At 45.8% G+C, this 26830-nt stretch carries 21 protein-coding genes; 8 read left to right on the top strand and 13 right to left on the bottom strand.

What is annotated here, in order from left to right; all coding sequences use genetic code 11:
• Positions 1 to 9: 9 nt before the first annotated feature.
• A complete protein-coding gene (locus NG795_RS26285; protein ID WP_367291566.1) occupies positions 10 to 510 on the bottom strand; it encodes a hypothetical protein in 501 nt (166 codons plus the stop codon).
• 951 nt (positions 511 to 1461) lie between these two features.
• Between NG795_RS26285 and NG795_RS26280 the strand changes: the two genes are divergently transcribed.
• The 5 genes from NG795_RS26280 (at position 1462) to NG795_RS26260 (ending at position 6090) form a co-directional block, all read left to right on the top strand.
• The gene (locus NG795_RS26280) at positions 1462 to 2640 is read left to right on the top strand and encodes a WecB/TagA/CpsF family glycosyltransferase (protein WP_367291565.1); all 1179 of its coding nucleotides are present in this window, start codon (positions 1462 to 1464) and stop codon (positions 2638 to 2640) included.
• Positions 2641 to 2903: 263 nt separating this feature from the next.
• Positions 2904 to 3572 carry a PEP-CTERM sorting domain-containing protein gene (locus NG795_RS26275; protein ID WP_367291564.1) on the top strand — a complete coding sequence of 223 codons (669 nt, stop codon included), beginning with the start codon at positions 2904 to 2906 and terminating at the stop codon, positions 3570 to 3572.
• A gap of 152 nt (positions 3573 to 3724) precedes the next feature.
• Positions 3725 to 4417: a PEP-CTERM sorting domain-containing protein gene (locus NG795_RS26270; protein ID WP_367291563.1), complete on the top strand. Its 693-nt coding sequence runs from the start codon at positions 3725 to 3727 to the stop codon at positions 4415 to 4417.
• A gap of 159 nt (positions 4418 to 4576) precedes the next feature.
• Entirely contained in the window at positions 4577 to 5254 is a 678-nt protein-coding gene (locus tag NG795_RS26265) for a PEP-CTERM sorting domain-containing protein (RefSeq protein WP_367291562.1), read from the top strand.
• Positions 5255 to 5409: 155 nt separating this feature from the next.
• Entirely contained in the window at positions 5410 to 6090 is a 681-nt protein-coding gene (locus NG795_RS26260; RefSeq protein ID WP_367291561.1) for a PEP-CTERM sorting domain-containing protein, read from the top strand.
• A gap of 40 nt (positions 6091 to 6130) precedes the next feature.
• Here the strand turns inward: NG795_RS26260 and NG795_RS26255 are convergent, their stop codons facing one another.
• From NG795_RS26255 to NG795_RS26210, 10 genes are all read right to left on the bottom strand, one after another.
• Positions 6131 to 8302 carry a hypothetical protein gene (locus tag NG795_RS26255; RefSeq protein WP_367291560.1) on the bottom strand — a complete coding sequence of 724 codons (2172 nt, stop codon included), beginning with the start codon at positions 8300 to 8302 and terminating at the stop codon, positions 6131 to 6133.
• Positions 8303 to 8319: 17 nt separating this feature from the next.
• A complete protein-coding gene (locus NG795_RS26250) occupies positions 8320 to 9393 on the bottom strand; it encodes a glycoside hydrolase family 5 protein (protein ID WP_367291559.1) in 1074 nt (357 codons plus the stop codon).
• Positions 9394 to 9605: 212 nt separating this feature from the next.
• Entirely contained in the window at positions 9606 to 10652 is a 1047-nt protein-coding gene (locus tag NG795_RS26245) for a glycosyltransferase family 2 protein (RefSeq protein ID WP_367291558.1), read from the bottom strand.
• A gap of 238 nt (positions 10653 to 10890) precedes the next feature.
• A complete protein-coding gene (locus NG795_RS26240; protein WP_367291557.1) occupies positions 10891 to 11916 on the bottom strand; it encodes a glycosyltransferase family 2 protein in 1026 nt (341 codons plus the stop codon).
• Between the two features lie 178 nt (positions 11917 to 12094).
• Positions 12095 to 13357 (bottom strand): lipopolysaccharide biosynthesis protein, encoded by a 1263-nt coding sequence (locus NG795_RS26235; protein ID WP_367291556.1) that lies wholly within the window; start codon positions 13355 to 13357, stop codon positions 12095 to 12097.
• Positions 13332 to 14285, bottom strand: a complete 954-nt coding sequence (locus tag NG795_RS26230; RefSeq protein WP_367291555.1) for a phosphotransferase family protein — start codon at positions 14283 to 14285, stop codon at positions 13332 to 13334. Before NG795_RS26230 ends, NG795_RS26235 begins: the two co-directional genes overlap by 26 nt.
• A 211-nt stretch (positions 14286 to 14496) precedes the next feature.
• Entirely contained in the window at positions 14497 to 15489 is a 993-nt protein-coding gene (locus NG795_RS26225; RefSeq protein ID WP_367291554.1) for a glycosyltransferase family 4 protein, read from the bottom strand.
• Complete coding sequence (locus NG795_RS26220; RefSeq protein WP_367291553.1) at positions 15455 to 16753, bottom strand: O-antigen ligase family protein; 1299 nt, start codon at positions 16751 to 16753, stop codon at positions 15455 to 15457. The genes NG795_RS26225 and NG795_RS26220 overlap by 35 nt, the downstream gene beginning before the upstream one ends.
• Positions 16750 to 18195: a GumC family protein gene (locus tag NG795_RS26215; protein WP_367291552.1), complete on the bottom strand. Its 1446-nt coding sequence runs from the start codon at positions 18193 to 18195 to the stop codon at positions 16750 to 16752. Before NG795_RS26215 ends, NG795_RS26220 begins: the two co-directional genes overlap by 4 nt.
• Positions 18196 to 19325: 1130 nt before the next feature.
• On the bottom strand, positions 19326 to 20954 hold the full coding sequence (locus tag NG795_RS26210; protein WP_367291551.1) for an NAD(P)H-quinone oxidoreductase subunit 4: 1629 nt from the start codon (positions 20952 to 20954) through the stop codon (positions 19326 to 19328).
• 319 nt (positions 20955 to 21273) lie between these two features.
• Between NG795_RS26210 and NG795_RS26205 the strand changes: the two genes are divergently transcribed.
• The 3 genes from NG795_RS26205 to metX all read left to right on the top strand — a co-directional run bounded on the left by NG795_RS26205 (position 21274) and on the right by metX (position 24789).
• Positions 21274 to 21489: a hypothetical protein gene (locus NG795_RS26205; protein WP_367291550.1), complete on the top strand. Its 216-nt coding sequence runs from the start codon at positions 21274 to 21276 to the stop codon at positions 21487 to 21489.
• A gap of 516 nt (positions 21490 to 22005) precedes the next feature.
• Positions 22006 to 23310, top strand: coding sequence for an O-acetylhomoserine aminocarboxypropyltransferase/cysteine synthase family protein (locus tag NG795_RS26200; RefSeq protein ID WP_367291549.1), 1305 nt, complete (start codon positions 22006 to 22008; stop codon positions 23308 to 23310).
• A 369-nt stretch (positions 23311 to 23679) separates the two neighbouring features.
• Positions 23680 to 24789 (top strand): homoserine O-acetyltransferase MetX, encoded by a 1110-nt coding sequence (gene metX / locus NG795_RS26195; protein WP_367291548.1) that lies wholly within the window; start codon positions 23680 to 23682, stop codon positions 24787 to 24789.
• Positions 24790 to 25174: 385 nt separating this feature from the next.
• Here metX and NG795_RS26190 read toward each other — a convergent pair whose 3' ends face one another.
• Positions 25175 to 26002 (bottom strand): hypothetical protein, encoded by an 828-nt coding sequence (locus NG795_RS26190; RefSeq protein WP_367291547.1) that lies wholly within the window; start codon positions 26000 to 26002, stop codon positions 25175 to 25177.
• Between the two features lie 41 nt (positions 26003 to 26043).
• On the bottom strand, positions 26044 to 26613 hold the full coding sequence (locus NG795_RS26185; RefSeq protein ID WP_367291546.1) for a hypothetical protein: 570 nt from the start codon (positions 26611 to 26613) through the stop codon (positions 26044 to 26046).
• Between the last annotated feature and the right edge of the window lie 217 nt (positions 26614 to 26830).

Raw genomic sequence — 26830 nt, 5'->3', positions numbered from 1 at the left:
TTGCGCTGCTCACACCACGCGATTGATAATCATCCAGACATCCCCATCGGAACGAACGTGGGGGACTGAAATACTGGTAAATCCGGTAATGAAAGGCTTGTAATAAACCTGCCAATAACTGGTAGAAATTTCATCAGCGATCGCCTTGAGGGCTTTGACTTCTTCGCTCAGTTCGTTGGCGAGTTCGTTAATCCGCTGGGCATGAACTCGGGCGCACTCTCTGGATTCTTCGACTTGGGCGGCGATCGAGTTGCTTCCCGTTTGGCGCTTCAACTCGTTCTGTTTCTCAGAAAGTTTTCTGTGGAGTGCGGCGATCGCATCGTCAATTCCTTTCACTTCTACCGCAACTGCCGCCGTTTCTCTCGCGGCACGTCTATAAGCCATTGCGATCGCTTCTGGTGATTCATCCTCTAACGCAAGCTCATCAATGGCGAGGGTGGTCCGTTCCCGTTGCAGGTCCTCAATTTGCGAAAGAATGGCTACTATTTCGTCTTTCCGTGGATCTATCATCGTTGACTTATTTTGCCTATTTGAATGAACGGTGAATTCGTCGCCCCTATGGCTTTCATCGCAAGGCACAACGAACGGGAGCGTCCCTATTCTATAGAATATCCTAGATTAGACCGCTTGCATCAATCTCTCCAGCCCCCCTTACCTCAAAGCGGGGAGCAACCGGGAATGATGCAACGGGTCTAGTTGACTTTCCCCGGAACCCGATGATTCACAGATTTACCTACAATTGAGCCGATCTGTAAAAATAACACCTATTTTTTGTGCTACAGGTCTATCTCCGTAAATTCCACATACGATGGAGTAAGAGCGAGGGGGTGAGAGTAAAAGGCTTACTCCAGGAAGTAGAGATTTATAGCTCAAGCTCTATCTTCACCCCAGAATTGATTTGATATTTGTATAGGACGAGTTTAAAAATCTACCTTTTTATAGATGAGAATTACTTTTTTTTTCCCGAAGAGTAAAATATCTATTCCAAGAGAATGGTAATTCTCAATAATGTGCCTTTAATGAGAATAGAATCTCTTTCCGTGTATTCATGCAGAGGGATGTCATGGAGGCTTCCGGCATGAAAAGATAGGTTAAATACAAGAACAACAGGTAGGTATTCTGTATTACCTCCTGTAATTTGCACCCTAAACCTGAACTGAAAAATGCTGCTCTTGCTGACAGAAGCAAAGACCTGTTTTTCAATCTCTCCGATTCCATCTCTAGGCGATCGCCATCGATATTCGGAGTTAGGCCACCGACTCAGGGCAGGAAAAACCGGAGATTGCCTCTCAGGGGTAGGTCAGAATGATTGAGTTCCTCTAAATCCAGTCCCCATCGCCTTCAGTTGGGCTAAGGGCTGGGTTAACCGACCGGAAAAGATGGAAATAAATTTTTAGAAATCTTGTCAAAAATCTGGTCAAAAAAAGATAGTCCATATCTCTTATTCCAAGGGTTGATACAATGAACACAATTAACATCTTAAATGTAAGCATCGATAACTTAACTCAAGAAGAGTTACTCCTGCTCCTTAAAGAGAAAGGTGGGGTGGTAGTAACTCCCAATGTCGATCATTTAATAAAACTGCAAAAAGATCCAGAGTTTCATCATATTTATCAAGAAGCAGATTATCGAGTTTGTGATAGCCAAATTGTTAAAATAGTCTCCAAGTGGCTGGGCAGTCCTATTCGAGAAAAAATTTCCGGCTCTGACTTCTTTCCCGCTTTTTATAACTATTTCCAAGACGACCCAGACACTAAAATTTTTCTACTCGGGGCCGCAGAGGGAGTCGCCCACAAAGCGCAGAAAAATATTAACGCTAAGTTAGGCCGCGAGATGGTAATCGGCTGTTACTCTCCTTCATACGGGTTTGAGAAAAACGAAGCCGAATGCCAAAAAATTATTGAAATAATTAACGCATCCGGGGCCACTGTTTTAGCCGTCGGAGTCGGCGCACCCAAACAGGAAAAATGGATTTACAAATATAAAAATCAGTTGCCGAATATCAAAGTCTTTATGGCCATTGGTGCAACCCTAGATTTTGAAGCGGGGAACCGTCCGAGATCGCCAGAATGGATGAGTAAATATGGGGTAGAGTGGGCATTTCGCCTGATGTCTGAACCGAAGCGCCTGTGGAAGAGATATTTAGTAGAAGACCTGCCCTTTTTCTGGTTAGTGTTTCAGCAGAAGTTGAATCTCTACCAATACAAAAGTCCCATCGGTCAGTTACTCAAAAGAGCGGGCTTAATTTCCTCAGAACAAGTGGCAGAGATTTTGCAAGAGCAAGCCTATGAGCGGCATTTGCGGTTCGGAGACTTACTCGCACGCCGAGGGTGGGTTAAACGGGAAACCGTTGACTTTTTTGCCGAACAGTTACCCCATTTAGAAACCGCTCATCCTCAGCAGCCCTTAGGACAGTATCTGAAAAAAGCCGCCTTGTTAAATGATGACCAAATCACCCGGATTTTAAATTATCAACGTCAAACCGGGATGAAGTTTGGAGAAATAGCTGTTCTCAAAGGGTGGGTCAAGCAAGAAACCATCGACTGGTTTCTGGAAACGGTTAAGGCAGAACATAAGGTGCGGTCCTTGGAGGACAAGCAAAAGTATGGCAACCCATCCATGAGAGCGATCGCCTCTTAAGTTAGATTAAGAGTTTAAATTGCCCCTCAATTTCTAAAAGCAAATAATTGTTATATAAAGCCGAGGATTGATTAACTTCAACCCTCGGCTTTGTTGTATGAAATTGCCCAGATTATCTTCATCAAACCTTTAAATTTTTATCATTTTAAAATCAAATATTAGGGATAGAATAAGCGTATAGAATTTAACAGTTTTCAGGGGAACTGATTTTTAGGTTCAGTCAGAAAGGACCTTATTTACTCATTACATAAGAGGACCATATTATGCCCAACCTATTCTTGAACGCTCCAGGATTGTTGGCCAGCACTGCCGTTATTAGTTCAATGGGACTGCTGAGTGCGAGTCCAGCCAATGCTTTAACATTTAAGGCCACGATTTATGAATCTCCCTTTCCCTTTTTAGAAAACCGTGAAATTCAATATACCCTCGCGGATGGGATTTTCGATACCATCGTTTCTTCCCCAATTAATACCTTTTTCACCGATGAATATCCGCAATTTGGCCCTGAACCAACCGAAACGCTGACCCTTGTTCCTGAAGTGGTAACAGACTTTCAATGGAACCTGGGGGGAATCTTAGAACCTGTGGAATTTGGACGGTCAATTTTTGGCATTACCGATGCTGGATTATTCCTTCAAATTTTAGATCCCGACACAGCCCCCATTTACCAAAATATTTTTATGTCAACAATACAAGCGCCAGAGGGAATGGCTTTAAGCGCCTGTAAAACTCAAACTTGTGAAGGGGACGCCATGATAGGAGGAAAAGGAGGGTTTGCCGGATTGCAGATCACTCAAACTCCAGTCAATGAACCTGAACCTGTTCCAGAACCCTCAGCCGCAGTCGCCCTCGGTTTTGTCGGTGCATTGCTTTTGAAACGTCAGCGCAAAACTGGCAATGCACAACCCATTACGACGGCGAATAAAGCGTAAAGGCGACAGGGAGAGTAAATTAATTTTACTCTCCTGTGATTAACGGGCGATCGCCTCTAAATTTGACGCACTGAGTTTCTAAAAATTCTCAATTAAATGCCACATTTTCTCATCAAAGACACCGCCGATGAATTCAACAAGAGGACCTGATTATGATCCAATTTTTCTTCAGCCGTCCCGGATTAGTTGCTCTTTCCGGTGCCGTTATTACTTTAACAAGCGGCCTAATTGCAACTCCAGCAAATGCAGCAACCTTTAAAGGCCAAATTTACAAAACTTGGTTTCCCATTTTAGAGGGATTTCAACTTGAATATACCCTGGCCGATGGGATTTTAGATACTGTTCTGGCTTCCGAACCCAATACCTTTTTCATGGATGGAGAGTATTTGGGTCCTGCGCCAAGCGTACCGATGAGCCTTGCGACTGTTGTCCCCGAGGTGGTAACGGATTTTAAAACAGATTTTGAGGTAGGGATAGAGCGGGATATGTCACTGCCAGTGCGTCAATTTTCTATTTTTGGAATTACCGAGGAGGGATTATTCCTCCAACTCTTAGATGTGAACCAACCTCCGATTTACCAGAATATTTTTATGTCAACTATACAAGCACCGGAGGGATTGCCTTTGAGCGCTTGTAAAACCCAGGCTTGTGATGCATCTGCCGACTTTGGAGGTAAAGGCGGGTTATACGACTCTCGGATGACTCACATACCCGTGCCTGAAACTCCCCAACCCGTTCCCGAACCCTCAGCGGCGATCGCCCTCGGTTTTGTTGGTGCATTGCTCCTGAAACGTCGCCGAAAATCTGTCCCCATACCAGCGGTTGCCACTGCTAATCCCGAGTGAAAGAAAGCAAGGATAAAAACCCTAAAATTGGGTTTTTAGATTGATTTTCTATCCGAATCTGGCGATCGCCCATCTCCCTCTTAGTTTCTCCTGAATCCAAGCCTCAAAAATTTCGCTCATCAAAGACCCAATTGATTCATTAAATAATAGGAGCATATTATGCCCAAGCTACTGTTAAACTATCCACGACTATTGACCCTTTTTGTTGCCCTTTTTAGTTCGATGGGAGCGCTGAGTGCGGCTCCCGCAAATGGACTAACGTTTAAAGGCACAATTTACGAATCTCCCATTCCCTATTTAGAAAACAGTCAAATTCAATATACCCTCGCTGACGGAATTTTCGAGACCATCGTTTCTTCCCCCCTGAATACTTTTTTCACCGATGGATATTCAGATTTCAATGACAACCCCAGCCTAGCTATAACCGTTGTTCCCCAAGTCGTAACAGAGTTTAAATGGATCCGGGGAGGAGCCTTAAATCCAGTGGAGTTTGAACAGTCTTTTGAACAGTCTATTTTTGGAATCACCGAAGACGGATTGTCTCTACAAATCCTAGACCCGAGTCAAGGACAATACCGAGATATTTTTATCTCAACCATACAAGCACCCGAAGGACTGTCTTTGAGTGCCTGTAAAACTCAGGATTGTGATGCCTCGGCAAACTTTTGGGACGCAGGCTACTACAGTTTTCGGATGACTCAAACTCCAGTCATGGAATCGGAATCAGTTCCCGAACCCTCAGCCGCAGTCGCCCTGGGTTTGGTGAGTGCATTATTCCTGAAACGTCGGCGAAAAATTGTCAACATCCCAGGGGTTGCTACTACTCATCACGAGTGAAAACACGGGTGAAAACCCTAAAATTGAGTCTGGGGATTGCTTTTCTATCCGAATCTTGCGATCGCCCATTTCATTCCTAGTTCCTCCTGAACCCAAGCCTCGAAAAATCCGATCCTCAAAGATCCAATTGATTCATTAAATAATAGGAGCATATTATGCCTAAACTACTCTTGAACAAGCCCCGACTCTTGACCCTTTTCGCCTTCCTTTTTAGTTCAGTGGGAGTGCTGAATGCGACTGCAGCAAATGGGTTGACCTTTAAAGGTAGCCTTTTTGGCTCTGCCCTGGCTTTTAAAAACTTTGAAATTGAATATACCCTCGCTGATGGGATTTTCGATACCATCGTTTCTTCTCCACCTAATACGTTTTTCATTGATGGAGAATACATTGCAGCGCCCGGTTATTTCGACAGCATAAACCGGGCGACGGTGGTCCCGGAGGTTGTAACGGATTTTAAATTTTCGTCCGGGGGGGGCAGCTTAGAGCCATTGAACGGGGAGCTTTCTCTTTTTGGAATCACGGAGGACAGATTATACCTGTGGATCCTAGAGAATACGGAGCCCCGTTTCACAGATATTTTTACTGGATACATAAAAGCACCAGCGGGCTTGCCTTTGAGCGCTTGTAAATTTCAGGCTTGTGAGATGAGTGCGAAGTATGGGTCCGCATACATGGGACCCCCGGGTTTTGACATGATTCAAACTCCAGTGATGGAATCGGAATCTGTTCCCGAACCCTCAGCTGCAGTCGCCCTCGGTTTTGTCGGTGCATTGCTCCTGAAACGTCGCCGAAAAACTCTCAGCGCCCAACCGATTGCCATTGTAACTCAACAGTAAAGGCACTGATTAAAGCAAAAATGGCATTTTGGCTTGAGTGTTACTCATCGGCGACTGTTCGGTAATAAATTCCCCGACCATTGGTCCCTATAAATACTAAGCCAAACTGCTGTTTACTCGCTTCCATCACATTCGGTTCATTGCCAATAGGAATCTGCGGGTCGCCGATATCAATCCAATTTTCTCCTAAATCAGGAGACCAAAAAATACTCTCCGGTTGATTCACAATTTTCCCATATAAATAGAGGGCCGGAACTTCTTTTCCGGGGGCAGCTTTTCCAAAGGCAAATAAATAAGCCCGTTCTACCCCAGCCACTTTGGAAAAACTCTGTCCCCCATCGGTCGATCGATGTAATCCTTCCTGGTCCAAACTGACCCAAACCTCTCCCTCAACTCCGGGCATGGTTTTGAGAAAATGCCAGTCTGATTCGGGTAAGTTTTGATAAATGGGTGCAAAGGATAATCCCCCATCTTGACTCTGGTAAACGGTGCCTGCGTGGTAATAATAAAATCGGTTACCATTCACCGCATCAGCCGCTAAGGGTTGAGACCATTTCCAAGGACCTTTAAAGCTATCTGGTAAGCCTTGAATAGGTTGCCAGGACCGCCCATTATCTTGGGTTTGGATGCCTTGAGCGTCACTGAGAGTGACGACAAATTGCTGGGGATTGGTGGCTGAAACGGCAACCCGCAGGGGCATCATTTTTTCGGGAAATTGGGAGAATCTTTGCCAGGTTAACCCGCCATCTGCGGAGGTGGCCCCGCCATACCGTGAGTTCCAGCGATCGCCTCCAACTCGAACTAAATGTTGAGGGGATTGGGCCGCATAATCTAGGCTATAAGTCTCTTGAAATGAGCCGCGATCGGACCCAAACTGTTGAGGCGGAATCTGATCTAAGCGCGAGTGATAAAATCCTTCCACATCGGCTACAGCACTCAGAAGTAATGCACCCGTGGGGGAAGAGACGAGATCAAAGGTAACTACCTGTTCATGACCTTGGGTATAGTTGGTCCAAACGGGCCGATTCTCGTTAAAATTGTCCGTTTTCCATACTCCATACCAATCCGATAACCAGACTCGTCCCGGAAGCAATGGGTCAAATTCTAAGGCCGATAAATGATTACTAAAATAATCATCAGGCCACCAGGGAACGGTATTATTAATCTGGGATTTTTTCTCAGCCCAAGTCATCCCGCCATCTTGGGAATGGTAAAGTTGAGTGTGGGTAGTTTCGCCATGACTGACTATCAGTTCTTGGGGATTTTGGGGATGAAGACTTAACCCATTAAAGGGGGGAGTTTCGCGACCAATCAAGCGCCGAAAAGGGTTTTTCGGGGGAGTAATATCTTGCCAGCTTTCCTGGAGATATTTGCTAACACCTTGGGCATGGGTCACATAGAGTGTGCTATCGGAGGCGATGGCTAATTTAAAGGCATGAGAGGGACTGTTGTCAAGGGGATTCCAGGTGGTTCCCCCATCGGTGGATTCATAGAGCCGATCGCCGTAAACACTGGCATAAATTTGGCGGGCATCATTGGGGTCAAAAGCGATCGCCAGAATGCCAATTTTTGAGTCGGAAGGGGTGGGAAAACCGGGGACGGGGTTCCAGGTCATTCCGGCATCTAGGGAGCGCCACAAGCCATTTTGTCGGGACCCAAATAACAGCAAATTTGAGTCATGGGGACTGACTACCAGGCGATTTCCAGCCCCGCGTAGTTCTTCGTTGCCGCCCATTGGCAGGCGCAGGTCCGACTGCACCCAAGTTTGACCGCGATCGCTAGACTTAAAAATTGTACCCGGTTCGGCCCATAAATATTTGCCTGCCGCAATATATACCCGGTCCGGATTGTTGGGGTCAAGTGCCAACCCTTCCCCGCCATAGTAAACACTTTCGGACCGGGTAAAGCGATCGGTGAGGGGTATCCACCGGGTATCGGTCGGGTCCCAGCGATAGAACCCTCCCATATCCGTGCGGATATATCCTAAGTTAGGCACTTGGGGATGGAGATAGAGGCCCGTGACATATCCCCCACCGCCCACTGCCACGTTATTCCACCCGGAGGGAAACTCGGTTTGTATCGCTGGGGGTTGAATTTGCTCGGGAGAAAAACAACCTGTTAAGGCGATCGGTTGTAAGAGCGCAACGGCTAAAAGTGCGAGACTTTTGGGGAAAGCCGTCCTCCAGTTTAAACCCCTGGGGTGGCTGTTCATCGGTGGGTTACTCTGGATCAATTTCGGGGATATTCTCCATGATTATCTTTCCACACTTGCTCACCCAACCAAGTTAAGTTCGTGGGATTTTCACAGCTATCGATATGATGCCCTCCGCCATTATCCGTGGTGGTTAATTCAAAATTATCTCCCCCCCACCAAGCCCAGACGATGCGCCCGATATTTCGAGGAACGGCGGTGTTGAACATGAACTCAACGGGAGACTTAAATTCGGCATTTTTTTCCACCCCATATTCTCCAATAATTAAGGGGATATTTTTCGCGATCGCCCGGTCTAAATAATCCGCCATTTTTGTTTCAGAAAATTTCCATTGGTCATAAAAATGCACGCTAAATACTATATTATCGTAGCGTTTCCCATTAAAGTTTATGAGTTTTTGAGAATGTCCTAAAATGGAACTTTTTTCCGAAGAAACCGATTTAGAGTTCCACTCCCCCACATCTTGGCCCCAGTAATGCCCATCAATCACGATAATGTTGTCCGCGCCGACTTCATCGCGAATCACTTTAATGACTTCTTGATGAATTTTTAACCATTTATCGATATTGGCGCTACTCTCGTGACCCCCCGGTTCATTCATCACATTGAACCAGACATAAGGGTTATTTTTATATCGGGTAGCTAGGGCTCGATAGTAATCTTTGAGAACTTCTAAATCTTCCCCTTCATAGTAGGACCCCGTGTGATCATGGGCTTCTACCATTGTGACTAAACCGCGACCTGTGTAAACGTCAATAATCTCCTCAATTGTGCCATTCTCCTCATAAGATATTTCGCCCCCTAAAAGCCGGATATTGACTCGAACCGTGTTGAAATTCCAACAGTCTGCGACTAAATCGACAAAGCCTGGGGTATCTCCGGGCCATCCAAAATCAGGACCGTTGATATTGGTCCCTTTAATCAGAAATTCTGAGCCATCCGGGGCGTAAATTTTACTATTTCTAACTTCAAAATTGCCTCGGTTCTGGGCGAGGCGATCGCGGTTTTCCAGAGCGAGGGAGCCTATGGCGATCGCACTGGCTGATACCGCCAGTGCGATCGCCGTACCCGCTAAAATAGAGGTTCGCATCTTTCCTTGAAACCAATGGTTAAACATTGTGGCAATCCGATCAGGTTTTGAGTGGGTTTAGGCCAAATCTGGTTTGTAAAAACCGTAAATAGTCCGCTGATGGCGGGCTTAATCCAGAAAGCCCCAACCGGATGAGGTAAGGGCTATTTCTCCATTTTAACGCCTGATCGAGCGCAGGCGATCGCCAAGGGCTATTTTAGGGACACCCCGATTCAGATGCTGGATGGGGAGGTTTCTGGATGGCGATCGCGTTGAATTTTCTGTTGTTGGGTGGAACCATTTAACTGATTGCCGCGATTCTCAATCCAGCTATAAACCGAGGGCGGTAACAATCGCAAGACATAAGCAGCGATTAGGGTTAAAACCGTGCGCCGAGGTTCCTCCAGAACGATGCGCCAGTAGGTCAATAGCGCTCGATTCATCAACTCCACAGCGGCTTTCCCATTTTTGACTCGAATGGCACTCCGGGCCAGATATCGCAATTCATAGGCGATCGCCAAATCCCACCATTGAGCGATCGCTTCTGGTGCGTAGGACCGGGTTTTTTCTAACACCTGTTCCCAACTTTCAAGCTGCTTAAGATAGTTAGCCGAAAGACCTCCCGTATTCACCCGGTATAAGGTAAGCGCTTCGGGAAGTCCTTCAAATTTCCATTCGGTGGTTAAGGCAATCCTTAACCAACATTCAATATCTTCCGACTGCCGGAACGCTTCATCAAAGTAAAAAGTTTCCACGGTTCCATAGCGGTTCGCTTCAAATTCAATTGCATCAAACACCTCACGTCGAATGACGGGAGTTGAACCATTCCCTAAAGGACTGCCCCGCAACAAACAAGGCACATCAATATCGGTTAATTGGGGCATCAAATAGGTTCCTGTGGGATTGCCCGCTTCATCCATTAAAGCAGAACGACTGAAACTAATCCCCACCTCTAAGGCAGAATCGAGATGTTCAATATGTTTCGCAAGTTTATCCGCTTCCCACAAATCATCGCTATCTAAAAAAGCTAAATATTCGCCTTGGGCATGACGAATTCCTGTATTTCTAGCTCCGGCTAATCCCCGATTGGTTTGGCGAATAATTTTAATTCTTGGGTCATCAAACTGTTGCTCACAAATTTCTATACTTCGGTCTGGTGAGCCATCATCCACGATTAAAACTTCAAAATGGGAATAGGTTTGAGCCAAAACTGAGCGAATGGTTTCGGCAATATATCGTTCGACATTGTAAACGGGAACAATCACAGAAACAAATTTCATCCGTTAATTTCCTCTTTTGAAAAAAGCAATATTTGAAAGAGTTGGGGACTCACAAATTGGCGTGAGGGTGTCATCAGACCTATCCACTTCCCTGCGCTCAACTGCCCAAACCCGAAAATCTCAATTCAGGATTAGCCATTAGGTTTAAAAAATTAGAAACCCTGATGATTTCTTTAGGAATGCCTTGTTTTCCAAAACAATGAAAAACAAGGCAAAATCCCAGATTTAACAAGAGGAATTACATTTTAAGTTGGGCCACTTGACGCTTTTGACTGCGGGCTGACAGTTTGATTCCCAGTTCTTCCAGTTGCTGATACAAAGACTGAGGTAGTAAAGAAAGGAAACCGGCTGCTGCGAAGGTTACTCCAGTTCGGATCGGTTCTTCTATCCACATTTTCGGATGAGTAACGCTCGCATCCCAGGCCAATTTTAGTGCGGTTGGACCATCGCGTAAGGTAACGGCACGGCGAGCGAGATATCGCAGGTGATAAGCGCGGGCTGGTTTTTCCCATTGAGCCATCTCTGTGGGGGCATAATTGCGGGTTTTTTCGAGAAGTCGTTCCCAAGACTCTTGTTTGCTTAACAATTTGGCGGAGAGTCCTTTAGAATTAATTCGATATAAAGTTAGGATTTCGCCAATTCCCTCCATTTTCCAGCCCGCTTGGAGAGCAATCCGGAACCAGAAATCAACATCTTCCGAGGATTGCAATGCCTTTTCTTCATCCCAATAAAAATCAAGGAGTTCTCCATCACGATAATCTTGAAATTTAATCTGGTCAATCGCTTCCTTGCGAATAACTGCTGAAGATCCATTGCTAATCGGATTACGGCAGAGGATGTCTCGGATCGTAATATCAGTCAGTTTCGGCATTTGATAGAGTCCCATCGATTCTCCCGCTTCATCGATAAAAGCGGACTGGGTATAGCTGATGCCAATCTGAGGAGATTTCTCCAAATGCTCAACTTGCTTTTCAATTTTTTCAGGTAACCACAGATCATCACCATCGAGAATGGCAATGTAGTCTCCTTGAGCATGACGCATTCCGGCATTTCGTGCGGCACTTGCCCCTCTATTTTGCTGCTGAATTAATTTTATGCGGGGATCTTTAAAGGTTTTGCATACTTCAGCGGAGCGATCGGTTGAGCCGTCATCCACTACGATAATTTCTAAGTTTTCGTAGGTCTGATTGAGGACAGACTGCAAGGTAGGAGCAATTAGAGATTCGAGATTATAAACTGAAATGATCACAGATACTAATTTCATGGGTTATTCCTTTTTCTGATGGTCTGATGGTAAAACAAAAGTTAGTTTCAATTACATTCCATTGTATGAAACCTTGTCCCTGAGCCCAAAACTTTCTCAAAGTCACTCTCCTTGAATCAGTCTAAATTTTTTACAGAAGTAGGAACTCCTGCAAAAAAATAGACCGAGTGGAAGATGATTAATGAGGGCGGTTAAAGGCGTACCGACTCGCCCAAATTGTATAGGCGGGTAAGGCGATCGCATGAACGATTAATACGGTGAAAGCTAATCCAATTACTTGCCATTGGATACCCACAAACAAACTGAGGGTAAAGACTAGCGTAAAGATGATATTCCACTTAAAATCGATATCCGGTCGGCCAATTGCGATCATTAACTGAGAAGCCGCATCACCGAAGGGGCGAGGGATAGCCGAGATACAGATAATCATTAAGACCGGAATGGCTTCAATCCATTTTTCTCCAAAAACAATGGGAACATAAAAGGGTGCTAAAGTCGATTGTAAGAGTGCCAAGGGAATGATTAATCCTCCAATCACCTTTAAGCTCTTATAAAACTGCTGCTTCATTCTACCCCAGTCTTGGCGCATGGAACACAAATGAGGTAATAAGGCCGAGTTAATGGATTTAATGATACTCAAGCTAATCCCCAATCCAGCATTAAAGGCAAAGAAGTAGATTCCTAACTCCGTAATTCCTAAGAAGCGACCCACGAGCAGATAATCGAGGTTGGTTCTGAGTGTCTTTAACAGTTCTATGCCTAAGACATTTTTCCCAAATCCAAAAATCTCGGCCCATTTTTCTTTACGAAATCCGCCAGTGGGACGCCAGGAATGGTGGCGTAAGTAGATATAAGCCCACAAGGGAGTAACGAGGAGTTGAGGAATGACGATCGCCCAGATGCCCAAACCCAATATGGCGAAGACAAGGGATAAAAGATTACTTGATCCCTGAACTAAGGTGTGATTGAGAGCTTGGATTTCTAAGCGATTTTCTCGGCGCAGTAATATCGCTTGCACCACCCCTATAGGGGTTATTAAAAAGACCCCTCCCAAAACGGCGATGGGTAGAATCAAATTGGTATCGCTATAAAACCAGGCAATGGGAAAAGCGACAATGGCCTGAGCGAGGAATAAGCCGCTATAAAGGACCCAACACAACCAATAGGCGTTTCGACATAAGTCTTCCAGTTCTTCGGGTTCGGCTTGAATGAGTTTAGCGCCAATTCCAATGTCTGTAAAGACCCGGGTAAACTCGTAAGTGGTTAAGACAATGGCTGCCAAGCCATAATCGTATTGGGTTAAAAACCGGGCTAAGACCACGGTGGTCATTAAGCGTACAACCCGGATGGCAAATTCTGCCCCAGTCAGCCAGCCAATATTCTGAACAAATTTGTTATTGAGCTTCTTTTTAACTTTAGTTTGAAATGTTGCAAAGTTCATGTTCCCACACCTTAGAGCGCCAATATTGAGGTTTTTCTTCGATAGAATGTCCATCTTCGAGCATAAATTGATAGCCCTGATAGGCACTCAATCGCACGATCGCCTTTGCCTCTGCTAATGTGAGGTTTGGCCCCGAAGGGCTAGAGAGAAACTCCACCGCATACTCAAAAGCTTGAGTGGGAGACCACTCCAAGCACCAATAGGCGACTTGTAGGATGTAATACGCGAGGTCGAGGTACGGAAACCCTTCGGCAACTCCATATTCCCAGTCAATGGCAAAAATCTTGTCATCGGGCGATCGCAACAGGTTCCAGGGGGAAAAGTCCCCATGTAAGGCGACAATCGGCCAGGGGCGATTGCCCAAGGCATCTAACCACTTCAGGGCTATTGGGTCGGCAGTCTGTTGGAAGGATTGAACCCAAGGATGCTCATTCAGGGGAACAGGTTTGGCGATCGCATACTGATCCAGAAGGGTGAGAATTTCTGGTTCCGGGGGAAGCGTTCCACAAGAGATATGTTTTCCCGGAATCGGTTCGATTAACAGGGCGGTTCCCTTACTCAACGGGCCAAATTTTAAGGGTCTGGGTTGGACATTGAGTTGAGAGAGAACTGCGTATTCCCGGGCGATGCGATCGCAGGCGATGGGTTTGGACGAGTATTTCAAATAGCCAATCACTTGATTGCGATCGTTCCAAAGTTGGGCAGTAATTTTCTGTGCTTTCCCCGGAACACCCACAGAAAACGCGGCCCAACTAAACTCGGGAAAAATATCCCGGACAAACCCCTTAATATCAATTGAGCCAGACTTTTTTCGGTTGGCAATTATCATCGGCGACGCCCCTAAAGCCACCCGAATTCGATACAAGAGTCGCCTCAACTGTGGGGGCAAGGCAATGGCATCGGGATTAACCGAAGGAGGAGGACACAAGGAGCTTCCTTTCCATCGCTGCGACAAATTTTCAGCCGGGACAAAAAGCCGAGGAGCATTCCAATCCGGCAATGCGATAACTGGTGTTCCCCTCGTAAAAAAACGATCCCAGCGCATGGACTTTTTCATTGAATGTCTTCCTTTCTGTAGATGATTGATTGAGATTTGTTTGGTGATGGGTTGTGGGGATTTTAAAAAAATGAAGGAGGTTTTAATCTTCTGTTAATTCCACCAGTAAGTTTTCCCATTGAGTTAAAAATTGGTTGCGGGCATCTTTGACCGAGTTGCGCCCGTTTTGACCCCAAGTCAAGAGGTCACTCTCGCCCAAGGAGGCGATCGCAGAAGCCAATTTAACCGGATCTTCTGGAGGAACCAAAATCCCACAATCGCGCACTTGTTCTCGTAACCCATCAATGTCGGAGGCAATCACGGGTTTACCTGCGGCTTTGGCTTCCATGCAGACTAAACCAAAGGGTTCCCAGCGCGATGTAATGACGACCGCATCACATCCTTCTAAAAATTGGGGAACATCATCGATCGCCCCACAAAATTTGACATTTTTTAACCCCAGGGCGCGTTCTTTGAGGTCTTCCTTATCCGGTCCATCTCCTCCTAAATATAAATTTACCGTATGTTGGGGAATTAACTTCATGGCCTCTAGCAAAATGTCAAAACCTTTTTGTTGGCAGAATCGACCATAAGCGGCTAAACGAATTTCTGGGCGGGGTTCGCGCTCAGGAACTTCCAGGAATTCCTTGAGTTTGACTGCTGGGTTAATTTGATGTAGTTTATCGGCGTCTACTAAGTTATTTTTAAACATCCAATCCGCTTGATCCTCCGAAACCGCGACCACGCGATCGGCTAAAGAGTAGGAAATTTTTAGCATCAGCCGGAAGCGCGTTTTCTCCGGAACCTGATGGGTTTCAAATCCCGCCGTATAATGATGCTCGATAATCACCACCTGGGTTTTTCTTTTACGGATACTTAACCAAAGTAAATTGGGAATTCTCCTCCAGGTACAGGCTTTATTAATCACCACAACATCCGGTGTTACCCGTTCATTGATGGCTTCATTGGCATCCAAGCACACGGTCTTAAAGTCAAACTGTTTGGATAGAGAGGAACGAGTCAAACTATCCACCATTGTCATGACCCCTCCCATCTTTTTATCAGAAATCAGAAATAAGATACGCTTCTTTTTCATCACTGTCGCTCCCAACGATTAATTGTTCTTTAAAAGCCATTCCCATGATGATTAAACAGGGCCAATAGAGGTAAGCTAAGCCCTGAATATTTTCCGCAAAGGCAAATAGAAACAGAGCAATTAAAAAATGTAAGGTCACCTTAGCTGTTTGAGAATGCTGGGCTTTAATCAGCATTTCTATGAAGGTCCAAATTAGGGGAATGACGATGGCAAAAAATCCGACGATTCCGTGCAGAAACAACACCCCAAACCAAGTATGATGAGAGCCAATAGGCATCTCGGCCACCACTCCTGGTCCTTTCGGTTGAAGAATGCCATGCCCCCAAATTGGAGCGTCCGTTCTCCAGCGATAAACGGCCATACCATTGAGTACATCTCGAACGTGGGAAGAACTAGCCCGGGCTTGAGTAAATTGAGTTTTGACGGCGTTGAGAAAGTCGATCAAGGCCGGTGCAAATAGCCCTAAGCCTAAACTGGCAAAACCTGAAGCAAAGATGACCCAAGGTCTTACAAAATTAGTCAACCCCCACACCGCCACCGGAATGAAAGGCAAGGCGATAATTCCTAACCGAGAAACCGATGTCACGGCCATTGCTGCCGCCCCCACCATCCCCCACCAGCGCCATTTTTTGTCTTCATCTTGCTGGACGAGCCCAAAGTACATGATGCCAATCATTCCCAAAGCCGGTGCCCAGGGAGCGAACAAAAACATTCGCGTTTGACCCCCTTCAGCATCATATTGATAGAGCAAGTTAACGTTATATAAAGAACTCCCTCCAAAGGCTTTTAACGGAGAAGTATATAGCTCACTCGGAAGACCCGCCATGCTAAAAAGATACCCAAAGGGAATCAAAATTAAACTTTGAACACAGAGAATCGCAATGGCTCGATAAATTAACTTGGGGCGGATATCTAGGTGAGCCGCCAGGGGAAATAGCGCTAAAAGCGCCCAGCTTCTGAGCCATCCATTCACCGTAGAGCGAATGATTTGCGGTAATCCCATTCCAAAGTCTATATGACCCATGACTAACGCGATGTGCATGATGAACATCGCAACAATCCACAGCCAGTTAGAAGGGGTAAACCGGACCCGTTCTTCCGGGGGTGTCTCCTCAGTTTGGTTCCACCATTTTTTCAGCACATAAAACAGCAGAACATAAGATAACAGAGGGGCAAGTACATACTGGGCACCCATCAAATAAATGATATAAGTGCTGATGATGTAATACCAAACTAACTTTTCAGGTAGGTTTTCTGGCTTCATCGCTTAGACACTGCGGTTGATGAATTTTGCTGAGGGTACGCCGAGTTAACCGGAATCGGTTGGGGTTTAGGCTCGACTATTATTGCACTTTGCTTCCTCCGTTGATTTTTGACATCCCGCATCCACAACAGGAGAAATCCAGCGGTAAAAAAGACTGAACTCATCCCTGCACCCAGTATGGCTAAGACTTTTTTCGGAGAACTGGGTTCTTGTGGCAAGGCCGGTGGCGTCAACATTTGAATGCGCGGATAGCTGGCAAAAATGTTAGACTTACTCATGTCCATCTGGGTTAAAGTTGAGGAAAATACCGCTTCGGCGATTTGAACGTCCCTCCGTAAATTTTCCAGTTCTGATCCCTGGACTGATAAAGTTTTTAAACGATTTTCTAAGGTGGTAATCTGCCTCCCTAACTCTTGCGATTGTGCTTCTAAGCCAACGTTTTCTGTCTGAAATGTAATCAACTCTTGAAATAAGACTTCTCGCTTAGAAGCATTGTCGCCATTTCTTAAGTTGGTTTCTTCCCAGATTTCCGGGTCAATGGGTCGCCCCACAATTTGCTGACTCCGTTCGGCTAATCCGGCACGGGCTTCATCCAGTTCTTGTTGTTTTGCCAGAACGACGGGATGGCGCGGAGTATAAACCGAGGTCAAGGCGATGATCTCACTTCGGGTGGTTTGGTATTTCAGCAGATAGTCTTGAAATAACCCATCCGATTGTAAGGCAAAGGCTTCGTTTGCTTCTGCCGGGGTGAGGTCTAAGTTTTGAGCAATTTGGACCATTCGGGCGTTACTTTGCCGATTCATGGCATCCACTTCGGCTTTTTGCTTCCGTAATGCTTCAATGGTTTTTGAGAGGTCAACCAATTGCTCGGAAGACATGATGCTAGAGGTCACTTGATACTCGGATAAGCGAGCCTGGGCCTTTTCTAAGTTTTGCTGAGACTGACTGAGCAACAGTTGTAAGTTGCGGTCATGATCGGTAATTTCTTCTTGTCTAAGTGCCTCTAACTGAAGGAGGAAGGCTTGGTGGAGGGCGGTTGCCTTTTGTTGAGCCAGTTGGGGAGTATCGCCGACCATTTCAAACTCCATGAGCGTGGAGTTGCCGATAATCTCGATTTTGGGTTCATTGAAGGCTTTCAGGTCGAGATTGAGCAGTTCGGCTGCACGGGTTCTAACCTCATCGCTTCCCGCGATATATTTGTAATTTTCCCGAGGGTCGTGGTGGGAATCGTATCGGTAGGGAGAGTCGGTTTGGGAAGAGGCGATCCCAATGCCGGGTAAGTCTACTCGGCTTGTAGAACCTGTACCGGGCAGGGTGACTGACCATTTGGTAGTATAGCTTGGGGCTTTGAGGGTGATGTAGGCGATCGCCAATCCCCAAACCAATAGATTGGTTGTAATTCCTAAAAATAAGTAAATAGGCCACCGGCTTTTTCTAGACACAGAGCCTGACTTGGTATTATAATGAGAAAAGATTTTTACAGCATCATTCATAAATTTATCCTCTTCCTATCAGCAGCGATACTCACGGGGGTCTGTTGCTCAACTCAGACCCAGAAAATCAGTGCGATCGCACTGTGGTAAATGAGGCAGGTCTTCCGATACTTCAGGGGTTAGTGGGTCAGGCGATCCCACTCCCTTTCGGAGTCAAGCCATTCTACTAAAGTTCGACCCGATAAAAAATCTCCGCATCTCTAAGCGTTCTGTTTCGGATTTGGCCTCACACTAGCCAGTCCATTTCAGGGCCGCTTTCGACGCTCGAAGTTCTCTATCGCTTCCCTATAATTTTCATCGATCCGTTGCAAAGCTCTCATCTGCCATTGGGATGAAGTTTTGAGGTGATTCTTTCTAAAAAAAACTTCCAATAGCCAATTGCCGCGTTAAAAATGAAGATTTACGGACAATTTAGCCCACGAATAGCATAAACCTCTCCCCCTGTCATCTATACTTCAGAAGGAAAATTCTCCGATGTGATTCATCCCAATCTTGAGAAAAGCGCTACATTCGTTCCCACACTCCTCGATTAACCAGGCTGGATGCGAAATCCAACCGCCTAGAAGGGTACAATCTCCTCTAACCCACTCCTCGTAGGCGGGCTAAATTTAACCCCGGCTTTGGGATCACTACCCCCTTCTCTTTACACAATCTTTAAGAATAAGCCACTCATTCAGGCCAAAAACCCGGTTTCTACTCAGGTGTATCTAATCCATACCTCCCAATTCCTCGGCTATGGGGACCCGACTCCGCGCTGTTCTGCCGGTTCTGCACCCACTATGTGCCAAAAACTGGGCATTTTGTCCCTCTTGTCCCTTGTCCCTTGTCCCTTGCCTTTCCGACTATACCGATGTTCTACAAGCCAGACAACCCGAGTTTTTTATCCAATATATAGCAGGGTACCGATCGCCTTGCCCCTCCCCGGGGGTAGCATACAAAATCCGGTACTCTTAGGGCTGGAAAACCCTACGAGTACCGGATTTCTGGTCAATTATGAACAGGGGTGAACCCCAGAATAATCGTCAGATGCGATCGCCTGCGGTTACCTAGAGGCATGAATTGCCATGCCCTAGAACCCCTTAAGCCCCCTTACCGATATCCGTAATGCTAAATAAAACTTGAGCATCGACACGGGGGATACTGGGAGCGAAAAACCCACCGGAGAACAACCGATCTTGCTGTTGAGCAAAGATAGGCAGGGCATTGCGAACCTCGGCGGCAACTTCGGTGGTTTTCACATCGTAGGTTTGAGTGGCCGCTTTCGGGTATAACCCAATTCCGATAATCGGCAACAACAGACAAGCGGCGATCGCAATCTCCCGAGGTTTCGCATCCAGGAACTCCCACGCCTCGACATTCGCGATCGGCTCAACTTTGCCATAGAACACCTGGCGCAGCATGGACAGCAAATAAATCGGCGTGACAATTAAACCCACCGCCGCTAACCCAATCACCACCACTTTAAACGGGGTGCTGTAGGCGTAACTGGTGGAAAGTCCTAAAAACACGGTCAATTCACTGACAAATCCGCTCATCCCAGGTAGGGCCAAGGATGCCATTGCACCGGCAGTAAACAGAGCAAATACTTTGGGCATCAACTTCGCCAAACCGCCCATTTTTTCCATTGCCAGGGTATGAGTCCGCTCGTAGGTGACCCCAGCCAGGAAGAATAAAGCGGCGGCAATCAATCCGTGGGACAGCATTTGCAACAAGGCACCGCTGATTCCCAGTTCCGTTAAGGACGCAATCCCAATCAGGACAAATCCCATGTGGGAAATCGAAGAATAGGCTAAACGCCGTTTGAGGTGATCTTGCCCAAAGGCACTCAATGCACCATAGACAATATTCACGACCCCCAAGATTGCTAGAACGGGGGCAAAGTAGAGATGGGCGTTAGGAAGCATTTCCAGGTTCATGCGGATTAAGGCATAGCCGCCCATTTTCAGCAAGACCCCGGCCAAAATCATGGAAACTGGGGCGGAGGCTTCTCCGTGAGCGTCCGGGAGCCAGGTATGGAGGGGGAAGATGGGCAGTTTGACGCCAAAGGCGATGAACAACCCGGCATAAAGCAGCAATTCTAAGGCAATGGGATAATGTTTGGCACTCAGTTCGGCCATATTAAAGGTGATGGTATCGCCATAGAATGCCATTGCTAAGGCAGCGACCAAAATAAAGATAGAAGCTAATGCAGTATATAAAATGAATTTAGTCGCGGCGTAGAGGCGTTTTTCGCCACCCCATATCGAAATCAGTAGGTAAACCGGCACGAGTTCGATTTCCCACATCAGGAAGAATAGCAGCATATCCCCAGCGGCAAAGACGCCGATTTGGGCGCTGTACAAGACCAACATCAGGGCGTAAAATAACCGGGGCTTTTTGGTGACGTTCCATCCTGCGGCAATGGCGAGGGTGGTGACTAAGGCGGTTAAGACAATCAGGGGCATGGAAATGCCGTCAACGGCTAGGGTCCAGTTGAGACCCAGTTGGGGGATCCAGGGGTAGCTTTCGACGAGTTGCAATTCGGGGTTGTTGAGGTCGTAGTTCTGCCCAAAGGCGACTAGGGTGAGGGCGAGTTCGATTAAGCCGACGCCTAGGGTATAGAGGCGGATGGTTTTACCCTCTTGATCGGGGAGTGCCGGGATGACTAGGGCCGCTAGGAGCGGGAAAAGAATTATAGTGGTTAGCCAGGGAAAGTCTATGGTTAACATAGATGGTAATAAATACTTACTGCCTACTCTTTTAGTTTATTAAGCTATATAAAGTTTTGAAAAGGGATGTTAAGTAAAAATCATCAATATGATTGATAAGCCAGCATAAATGCTTATCATGGTGAACAGTTAAGTCCCTTTTGGGGGATTAAGGTCCCTGGAATTCCCGGGATTTCTTCTGGGCGATCGCCATCACCACGACTACTCCGGTTAGATCACATCAAAACCTGGTTAGAATCACGCAGGAGGTTTCGGTAGAATCACGGACAATTACGAGAAAATACGGGATTATAAAGATGTCGAGTTCAAAACTACCCTGATGTATTCACTCAACTTGCTCCCCGGTGCCATTCCTGAATTACTTGCCACGGTCCAAGATACCCACTGCATCACCAAAGCCGATCGCTATGGACTGATGGCCGCGATTTTAGATGAATCCCTCAGCGAAGAGGACCGCTTCAGTCTCGATCGCCTCCTCCGTTCTCTTTGCCGGGGACGGGTGCAAGTGGTAGATGAACTCTCCATCGTCCGGTAAACGCTCCCACGCCCACCTATCCGCTTCAGGGACCTATTCAATCTAGGACAACGGCATAGAACTCGACACTCGCCCCCGTTAATTCCTGAATTGAAGTCCCTCCAGTTACCCCTTCAGGCATCACCGCCGAGGGTCCACTGATGGGGCCGGTCCCCCCAAGGTCTGGTGCCTGTTAATTTTCGCCCCGGGTTTGCTGGGGGGAGAGGTCAGCTCGGTTTTTAGGCAAAATTGAGATGCTCCCGTTTGCTGCCAGATGAGAGGCACTTTCTGTTATTAAAAAATTCCCTCTAAAACCGGGTCAGACTCCCTTGTTTATCGAGTCTTGGACCTTTAGATTTTATTAAGTTTTTTAAAATTATCACCCGAGCCGAAAAAAATAGCCCTATAATTGCGTAACATTGTTTTGAGCTGGTTAGGGAAGGGTAAAATCCTTGTCAAGGATGACTCTCTAGCGCGAGATAAATTGTATATCCAATCAGCCAAAAATACCAGAAATCCGAGGAATTTTTCAAGTTTATGAGTGAAACGCCGAACTACCGCTTTGAGACCCTACAAGTTCATGCCGGACAGGAACCAGCCCCAGGGACAAATGCCCGTGCTGTTCCTATTTACCAAACCACTTCTTATGTCTTTAATGACGCTGACCACGGCGCTAATTTGTTTGCGCTAAAAGAATTCGGGAATATTTATACCCGAATTATGAACCCGACGACGGATGCCTTTGAAAAGCGGATTGCTGCCTTGGAAGGTGGGGTGGCTGCCTTAGCAACATCCAGTGGTCAAGCGGCCCAATTTTTGGCGATCGCCACGATTTGTGAAGCGGGAGATAACATTGTTTCCACCAGTTTTGTCTATGGCGGAACCTACAATCAATTTAAAGTAGCTCTGCCCCGGTTAGGCATTAACGTTAAATTTGTCGATGGAGATAATCCTGAAGATTTCCGAAAGGCGATCGATGACAAAACCAAAGCCATTTATTTAGAAAGTATCGGGAATCCCAAATGCAATATTCCTGATTTTTCGGCGATTGCCGATATCGCCCATGAACATGGAATTCCCTTAATTGTAGATAATACCTTTGGTTGTGGGGGTTACTTATGTAAACCCTTGGAACATGGTGCAGATATCATTACGGAATCGGCCACAAAATGGATTGGCGGTCATGGGACATCCATTGGTGGGGTGATTGTCGATTCAGGTAAATTTGACTGGGGAAATGGCAAATTCCCCATTTTCACTGAACCGTCTCCTGGTTATCATGGCATGAATTTCTATGAAACCTTTGGGCCAAAAAGTCCATTTGGAAATATTGCCTTTATCATTCGCGCCCGGGTAGAAGGATTGCGCGATTTTGGACCGGCTATGAGTCCATTTAATGCATTCTTACTCTTGCAGGGGTTAGAAACCCTTTCCCTGCGAGTTCAGCGTCATGCTGATAATGCAATGGAGTTAGCAAAATGGCTCTCGAAGCATCCCAAGGTGGAATGGGTTAAATATGCTGGACTCAAGGATAATCCCTATCACAAGTTAGCTAAAAAATACCTGACCAATGGGTTTGGCTGTGTGGTTAATTTTGGGATTAAAGGTGGCATGGAAGCGGGCAGAGAATTTATCAATAATGTTCAGTTAGCCAGCCATTTAGCCAATGTCGGCGATGCCAAAACTCTGGTGATTCATCCCGCCTCAACGACTCACCAACAATTGAGTGAAGCGGAACAACAATCCTCTGGGGTCACCCCGGATATGGTTCGGGTCTCTGTGGGAATTGAACATATTGAGGATATTAAGGCAGATTTCGACCAAGCTTTTAAAAAAGCTTAGGAATTAACCCAGTCCCTGGGTGACAGGTGACTCGTTTAATCCCAGGATGCTGCGTCACAGAGGCGATCGCCTCTGTGAAAGCACCTCTAACCCTGGGAACTTCATTCAGGGCACTAGGCCTTGGTCCTGGTGCTGTTGGCCGACTAATCCTCACCGGATAATCAATCCGTGACCTAAAAAACAGAAGCTAGAACGAGATTGGATTACAATAGAAACAATAAAAATTAAGGGGACTCGGTGACCGGCGAGGGGTACAACGTAGCAACAAGCCGTCAGCGAATGCCCACCGCTAACGGTTATCAGACGCTACGAGCGTTTCTTAGCCGATTGTTAAGGACTTACGATGCGATCGCCAACAGATGAAACATTATGAATGACACCCGATATATTTCCCCGGAAACCCAGTTTTGTGAGCTTACACAACCCGTTATCCTAGAATCTGGACAGGTTTTGATCGGGGTTCAAGTCGCCTATCGAACCTGGGGAAAGCTCAATCCAGAACGAGATAATGCCGTGGTCATCTGCCATGCCTTAACCGGATGGGCAGATGCGGATCAGTGGTGGGACCCTTTATTTGGCCCCGGAAAAGCCCTGGATACGGAAAAAGATTTTATTATTTGCAGCAATGTCTTGGGCAGTTGTTACGGCACTACTGGCCCCACCTCGGTCAATCCAGAAACCGGATGTCCCTATGGTCCGGATTTCCCTCGGATTACGATTCGGGATATGGTGCGAGTCCAGGCAGCCTTGCTGGATGAGTTGGAAGTCGCCAAAGTGAAGCTGGCGATCGGGGGGTCATTAGGCGGGATGCAGGTCCTGGAATGGGGGGTGATGTATCCGGAAAAAGTGGAGGCGATCGCCACCTTTGCCGCCTCGGGAAGACATTCCTCCTGGTGTATTGGACTCAGCGAAGCCCAGCGCCAAGCCATTTATGCCGACCCCTACTGGCGCGGTGGCTATTACACCATTGAACAACCCCCTGCTGCCGGATTGTCCGCGGCGCGGATGATGGCAATGTGTTCTTATCGCAGTTGGGCCAGTTTAGAGCAAAAATTCGGGCGCAACAAAAGTGCCGATGGCAATTGGGAAATCGTCAACTATCTCCACCATCAAGGCCAAAAACTGGTAAATCGCTTTGATGCCAATAGTTACATCACCCTGACTTACGCAATGGATAGTCACGATGTCTCTCGCGGAATCGGGGATTATAATTCGGTGTTGGCGAGTATCCAACAACCAACTCTGGTGGTGGCGATCGACTCTGATGTACTTTATCCTCCGGTAGAACAGGAGAAGTTAGCTCAGTTGATTCCGAATGCTCAACTAGGGTGGTTGAACTCTCCCCACGGGCACGATGCGTTTTTAATTGATATGGAAGATTTGAACGCAATGGTGGTGAATTTCCGCCAGTCCCTGGACTGGAATGCCGCCAATCGCGATCGCTCTCATCTGTCCCGGATTTGGCGCGTGGATAATTAGCTACAGGGGAGCATCTCCTGAAAGGCACGAAGACCTGACCCCACCCCTTGTTAAGGGGAGGGGGGTGAACTGTTCTAAATTGAGATGCTCCCGGATGGCCGAGCAAGCTAATTCGGCATTGGCTACCTTTAACTGAAGCACAACTTCAAGCAGATTTATCTTATATTGAGGCTCACAAAAAAGAAGTTGAAGTCCAGTACCAAACTGGGTTGCAAATTGCCCAATAAAATCGCGATCGTCTGGCTTATGTTGCTTCACGTCCCCCAAAACTAGGACCGCAAAAAAGTCACCTCAAGCTGCAATCATGGAAAACTGAACTAGAATTTACTCCCTGAATTTTTTGGTTGACCTAGCTTGGGAATCAACAGCAGCAATCCGATGAGATTTAATTTTCATTTTCAGGTAAGCAGTATCTTTCAACTAACTTTAAATAGTTAGGTAGGTAATCTGTTTCAGCCAAATCAGTTATAAATTTGACATAATTAGAAGGCAAAAAATAAAATTTTGCTGTAGTTTTAGAAATGTAAGGATCTATATCTGCTTCTACCTCCTGGGCAGAAAGACCTTCAAGAAACCTCTCCGATGCTCCGATGACATCACTTATCCCTGCACCCCCTTCAATAAACTCGGTTAAATATTCACCTTGATTATAAAATTTTTGATTAATTTGATTTTTTAGGGCAATAAAATCTTCAGAATCCATAACTTTCTTTCCACAATCTGAATAATCTTTGGCCATTTCAGTAATTAATTTAATCCGCTCCGATTCATTTACAGAAGATTGACTGGGAGTAACTGCCTGTGGTTCTGGAGATGAACTCGGAAGAATTTCTGCTGTTTGCGGAGAAGAAGGCACTGGGGACGTGATAACTTTTTCTTCTATCTGTTCCGATGGACTGGATGAGATGGGATTAGGTGAAGAAGATCCTGTAGAGCTAATATTCTTATAAGGCTCTGGTGTTTGATGTGACAGGAATAAACTGGCGGTAATTAATCCACTAATAAACAATCCTATCTTGATTTTAAAACTTAGCTTTAAGTTTATTTTATGGGCTATAAATTTATTAAACTGAGGAATAAATATTAGACCCATTCCCATGAATATAATGCCTGCTGAAAAGCTTTGAATCGTCATCCCCAGTCCAATCAATAAAACAAAAGCGCCAAAAATAGCACTAATCGCAGTCAAAAATTGTTCTAATATTTTTTTCATTTTAACCTAATATTTAACCAAAATATTGATGGGTTTGATTTTTAATTATTTGTGGGTCTTAATACAGGTTCAAATTGATTGGTAAAGCTTAACCATCGATTAATTTTTGTGGAAGTATCAAATTTGAGAGTGGGTATATTGACAATTTGATTAACTGGCAATTGTCCAGATTCTCTCATTCGGGTAATTAATGTTGCGTCAGGTAAGCCTAAACCATAAATCTCTTTAGCATCATTCACGGTTTGACAAGAAATAATATAACCGCCTAAATCCAGCTTACCTTGATCTGCTTTGTATCGCCAAGTCACGGAAAAGCTAGGGGAAGTTGTTCTCTCACCACATTGCAAAAGCATGACTTCAAATATTTTCGCAATATGAATATCTCTTTTTTGCATTAAGCTGCCTTCTTGGATCGGAGCATTTACATCTGTATCGGAAACAATTAGCTCGGCAAACTGACCATAAATATCGGTGAAGTTTATTTTTACAGAAAAAAGTTCTTCGGCTTTTAATATTGCTGTAAACCCCAGATTTACCAAGATTAAGCTTGTCAAAAACAAGCCTCTATTATAGAGTAAAATTTTTTTAGCCTTAACTTCATAAATTTTCATTTTTTCTAGTTTTAATATACCCTGTAATACATCGGCAAACTAACGAACGGCTTGAAAGCCTTCTACAAAATCAAGCCAGTTGTCTATTTTATTTCCTTCAATTTTTAAAATAGGAACGCTTACGGTGTTCGTAACTCTACCCTGGTTGACTGACAAAAGTTAAGAATGAGGGCTGAAAGCTTTACATTCAGGGATTTTTAGCCTGGGGCTTGAAAAG

The organism is Laspinema palackyanum D2c (genome assembly GCF_025370875.1).
In the GTDB taxonomy this organism is placed as follows: domain Bacteria; phylum Cyanobacteriota; class Cyanobacteriia; order Cyanobacteriales; family Laspinemataceae; genus Laspinema; species Laspinema palackyanum.
The sequence above is the reverse complement of the archived record's forward strand: the minus strand, read 5'-3'. Positions and strand labels throughout refer to the sequence as shown.